Origin of the sequence: Streptomyces colwelliae (assembly GCF_048158785.1) — a bacterium.
Taxonomy (GTDB): domain Bacteria; phylum Actinomycetota; class Actinomycetes; order Streptomycetales; family Streptomycetaceae; genus Streptomyces.
Genome location: NZ_JBLTJC010000594.1, coordinates 1 through 4,242, shown reverse-complemented (window position 1 = coordinate 4,242; position 4,242 = coordinate 1). Strand labels below are relative to the sequence as shown.

The 4,242-nt window shown below is 71.3% G+C and carries 4 protein-coding genes and 1 pseudogene; 3 read left to right on the top strand and 2 right to left on the bottom strand.

The window, feature by feature from the left end; genetic code table 11:
* Nucleotides 1-530: pseudogene (locus tag ACNFOC_RS51530) on the bottom strand (hypothetical protein); the annotation flags it as partial.
* Nucleotides 531-728: 198 nt separating this feature from the next.
* Between ACNFOC_RS51530 and ACNFOC_RS51525 the strand changes: the two are divergent.
* From ACNFOC_RS51525 to ACNFOC_RS51515, 3 genes are read left to right on the top strand one after another with little or no spacing between them, the layout of a single operon-like run.
* The gene (locus tag ACNFOC_RS51525) at nt 729-1,619 is read left to right on the top strand and encodes a Nif3-like dinuclear metal center hexameric protein (protein WP_416965889.1); all 891 of its coding nucleotides are present in this window, start codon (nt 729-731) and stop codon (nt 1,617-1,619) included.
* Nucleotides 1,616-2,359, top strand: coding sequence for a zinc ribbon domain-containing protein (locus tag ACNFOC_RS51520; RefSeq protein WP_416965890.1), 744 nt, complete (start codon nt 1,616-1,618; stop codon nt 2,357-2,359). The genes ACNFOC_RS51525 and ACNFOC_RS51520 overlap by 4 nt, the downstream gene beginning before the upstream one ends.
* A 12-nt stretch (nt 2,360-2,371) precedes the next feature.
* Nucleotides 2,372-3,748 carry a bifunctional RNase H/acid phosphatase gene (locus ACNFOC_RS51515; RefSeq protein ID WP_416965888.1) on the top strand — a complete coding sequence of 459 codons (1,377 nt, stop codon included), beginning with the start codon at nt 2,372-2,374 and terminating at the stop codon, nt 3,746-3,748.
* Here ACNFOC_RS51515 and eda read toward each other — a convergent pair.
* Nucleotides 3,740-4,242: bifunctional 4-hydroxy-2-oxoglutarate aldolase/2-dehydro-3-deoxy-phosphogluconate aldolase (gene eda, locus ACNFOC_RS51510; RefSeq protein ID WP_416965887.1), on the bottom strand; the 503-nt coding region annotated here is incomplete at its 5' end. The genes ACNFOC_RS51515 and eda overlap by 9 nt on opposite strands.

Genomic DNA, 4,242 nt, shown 5'->3' with positions numbered 1-4,242 from the left:
AGCCAGACCCCGCCCGAACACCGCCCCGGGACCATCGCGAGATGCTCCGGCCCAAAGGCCCCGCCCGCCACCAGCCACACGGCGGTCGAACGCCGGCCCACGGCGAGGGCGTACGCCTTCTCGCCCCCCGGCGCCGGCGGCAGCAGCCGCAGCCGGGTGTCCGGGTCCGGGCACTCGACCGCGCCGAGCAGCAGCTCACCGGTGCCCGGGCCGGTCGGGTAGAGCAGCGAGAACGCGTGCCGTCCGTCCACCAGCCGCCGGATGAGCACCCGCCCGTCGCTCATCGGCTGCACCTCGGTACCGGGCTCCTCCGGCTGGTTGCCGGGCAGCGGCACGGCGTACGGCTCGGGGCCGTCCAGCGTCCACCGTTCCGGGAACAGACAGTCGCCGGCCGGCGCGAGGCGGGCGGCGTACGCCCCGTCCGCGGTGATCGCACACGTGGTGCCACCGCTCCGCGGGTCCCCGCAGCCGTCTCCGCAGTCGTCCCCGTCCTCGTCCGCCGCCGTGGGCTCGATCGCACAGGCCGTCATGGTTCGGTCACCTCCGGCCACGAAACTAGTTTTCGCACGTACGGACGTGGGACCGATGAGCAGCCGCTTCACCAATAAGGGTGGCCAAGTAACGATTCGCCTGAGGAAACCGGGGCGGGTGTGCTGAACGGGGCCGTAGGCCCGCATACGGCTGCTTCAGCGGTTCAGCCCCTCAGCCCGGCCAGGTAGCCTTTCCCCGTGCCCCGTCAGTCCGTACCCCGCCTGTCCGAAGTCATCGCCGCGCTGGAGAACCTGTGGCCCGCCGAGCGGGCCGAGTCCTGGGACGCGGTCGGCACCGTCGTGGGCGACCCGGACCAGGACGTCACGCGCGTGCTGTTCGCAGTAGACCCGGTCCAGGAGATCGTCGACGAGGCCGTGAAGCTGGGCGCCGACCTGCTGGTCACCCACCACCCCCTCTACCTGCGCGGTACGACCACGGTCGCGGCCTCCACCTTCAAGGGCCGCGTGGTGCACACCCTGATCAAGCACGACATCGCGCTGCACGTCGCCCACACCAACGCCGACCGCGCCGACCCGGGAGTCTCCGACGCCCTCGCGGGCGCGCTGGACCTCAGGGTCGTAGGACCGCTCGTACCGGACCCGACCGATCCGGAAGGCCGTCGGGGCCTGGGCCGGATCTGCGAGCTGGACCACCCGCTGACCGTCCGCGACCTCGCGGCCCGCGCCGCCGAGCGCCTGCCCGCGACCGCGCAGGGCATCCGCGTCGCGGGCGACCCCGAGGCGCTGGTCCACCGGGTCGCGGTCAGCGGCGGCTCCGGCGACAGCCTCTTCGACGACGTACGAGCGGCAGGCGTGGACGCGTTCCTGACCGCGGACCTCCGCCACCACCCGGTATCCGAAGCCCGCGCCCAAAACTCTCAGACCCCCCAAAACCCTCTCGCGCTGCTCGACGCGGCGCACTGGGCCACCGAGTGGCCCTGGTGCGAGCTGGCCGCCGCCCAGCTCGACGAGATCTCCGACCGCGAGGGATGGGACCTCAGGGTCCACGTCTCCAAGACGGTCACCGACCCCTGGACCGCCCACGCGGCGTCCACCACCACACCAGACTCAATGGGAGCCCCCAACTGAACGCCGCGCCCGCCGACCAGATCCGACTTCTCGACGTCCAGGCCCTCGACGTACGCCTCTCGCAGCTCGCGCACAAGCGCAACTCCCTGCCCGAGCACGCCGAGATCGACTCGCTGACCAAGGACCTCACGCAGCTGCGCGACCTGCTCGTGGCCGTGCAGACCGAGGAGAGCGACTGCGCCCGTGAGCAGATCAAGGCCGAGCAGGACGTGGACCAGGTGCGCCAGCGCGCCACCCGCGACCAGCAGCGCCTCGACTCGGGTGCCGTCACCTCGCCCAAGGACCTGGAGAACCTCCAGCGCGAGATCGTCTCCCTCGCCAAGCGCCAGGGCGACCTGGAGGACATCGTCCTGGAGGTCATGGAGCGCCGTGAGTCCGCGCAGGAGCGCACCGCCGAACTGACCGAGCGGGTCGGTTCCGTGCAGGGCAAGATCGACGACGCGACCGCCCGCCGCGACGCCGCCTACGAGACCCTCGACGCCGAGGAGGCCACGGCCGAGAAGGAGCGCGAGGTCGTCTCGGCCACCATCCCCGCGGACCTCCTCAAGCTCTACGACAAGCTCCGCCAGCAGCAGGGCGGCATCGGCGCGGCCAAGCTGTACCAGCGCACCTGCCAGGGCTGCCGCCAGGAGCTGGCCATCACCGACTTCAACGAGGTCCGCGCGGCGGCCCCCGACACGGTGGTCCGCTGCGAGAACTGCCGCCGCATCCTGGTGCGTACGTCCGACTCGGGTCTGTAAGGAGCTTGCGGCGTGCGGGAGTTCATCGTCGAGGCCGACGGCGGTTCCCGGGGCAACCCGGGTCCCGCGGGCTACGGCAGCGTGGTCATCGACGCGACGACGGGGGAGACGCTGGCGGAGGCGGCCGAGTACATCGGCGTCGCCACGAACAACGTCGCCGAGTACCGGGGCCTGCTGGCCGGCCTCCGCACGGCCCACGCCCTGGACCCGTCCGCCCGCATCCACGTCCGCATGGACTCCAAGCTGGTCGTGGAGCAGATGTCGGGCCGCTGGAAGATCAAACACCCCGACATGAAGCCCCTGGCGGCAGAGGCGGCCACCGTCTTCCCGCCGGACCAGGTGACGTACGAGTGGATCCCGAGAGCCCAGAACAAACACGCGGACCGCTTGGCCAACGAGGCGATGGACGCGGGGAAGCGGGGCGAGCAGTGGTCGGCGGCAAACTCAACGGCGGAACTCAGCAGCGCAGGCTCAGGTGATGCCCTTAAGGGGCGCGCCCAGCTTTCCAGCACAGGCCCAGGTGATGCCCTTAAGGGCCGCGGACGAGCCCAGCTTTCCAGCGCAGGCTCGGCTGAGGCTTTTCAGGGGCGCAGCAGCGACCAGCTTTCCAGCGCAGGCTCAGGTGATGCCCTTAAGGGGCGCGGGGAACTGCGCGACCAGCCCCCACTCACCCGCACTGTGACGACAACCGAGAAGACCACCGCCGACACCCGCGCAGCCCGCAACGTAGCGACCCCCAGCCCGGGTTGGGCCCCCGCAGACATGGGCGCCCCCGCGACCTTCGTCCTCCTCCGTCACGGCGAAACCCCCCTAACCCCCCAGAAACGCTTCTCAGGCAGCGGCGGCACCAACCCCGCCCTCTCGAACGTCGGCCAGGACCAAGCGGAGCGAGCCGCAACCGCGTTGGCAGCCCGCGGCACGATCCAGCACATCCTCGCGTCCCCCCTCACCCGGACCAGAGAGACCGCCGCAGCCGTAGCGAACCGCCTCGGCCTGGACGTGACGATCGAAGAGGGCCTGCGCGAAACGGACTTCGGCGCCTGGGAGGGCCTCACCTTCGGCGAGGTACGTGAGCGATACCCCGACGACCTGACGACCTGGTTGGCCGACCCCACCGCCCAACCCACCGGCGGAGGCGAGAGTTTCGCGGACACGGCAACCCGGATCGCCGCCACCCGAGACAAGCTGACCGCCGCCTACGCGGGCCGCACCGTCCTGCTCGTCACCCACGTCACCCCGATCAAGACGTTCGTCCAACTCGCCCTGGGCGCCCCGCCGGAGTCCCTGTTCCGCATGGAACTGTCGGCGGCATCGATCTCGGCGGTGGCGTACTACGCGGACGGCAACGCGAGCGTACGGCTGTTCAACGACACGTCCCACCTACGCTGAACGCAGCGCCGCCGCCTCGCGGGCCAGCGCCTCGATCCGCCCCCAGTCCCGCGCGGCCACCGCGTCCGCCGGGATCATCCAACTCCCGCCCACACAGCCGACGTTGGGCAACGCCAGGTATTCCGGCGCGGAGTTGACCCCTATCCCGCCGGTAGGACAGAACCGCGCCTGCGGCAACGGCCCCGCCAGCGACCTGAGATACGCCGTACCGCCCGCGGCCTGAGCCGGGAAGAACTTCATCTCCCGCACCCCGCGCTCCAACAGCGCGACCACCTCGGACGTGGTCGACACCCCCGGCAGGAACGGCACCCCGGACCCCTGCATCGCCTCCAGCAGCATGTCCGTCCACCCGGGACTCACGAGAAACCGCGCCCCCGCGCCCACGCACGCTGACGATTCCGTTCCTCGGGCCCCAACGCGCCTTGTGGCAGTACCCGCCCCATGGCCCGTCCCGAGCAGCCCGTAGGACCGCACCCTCGCGTGCGGTCCTACGG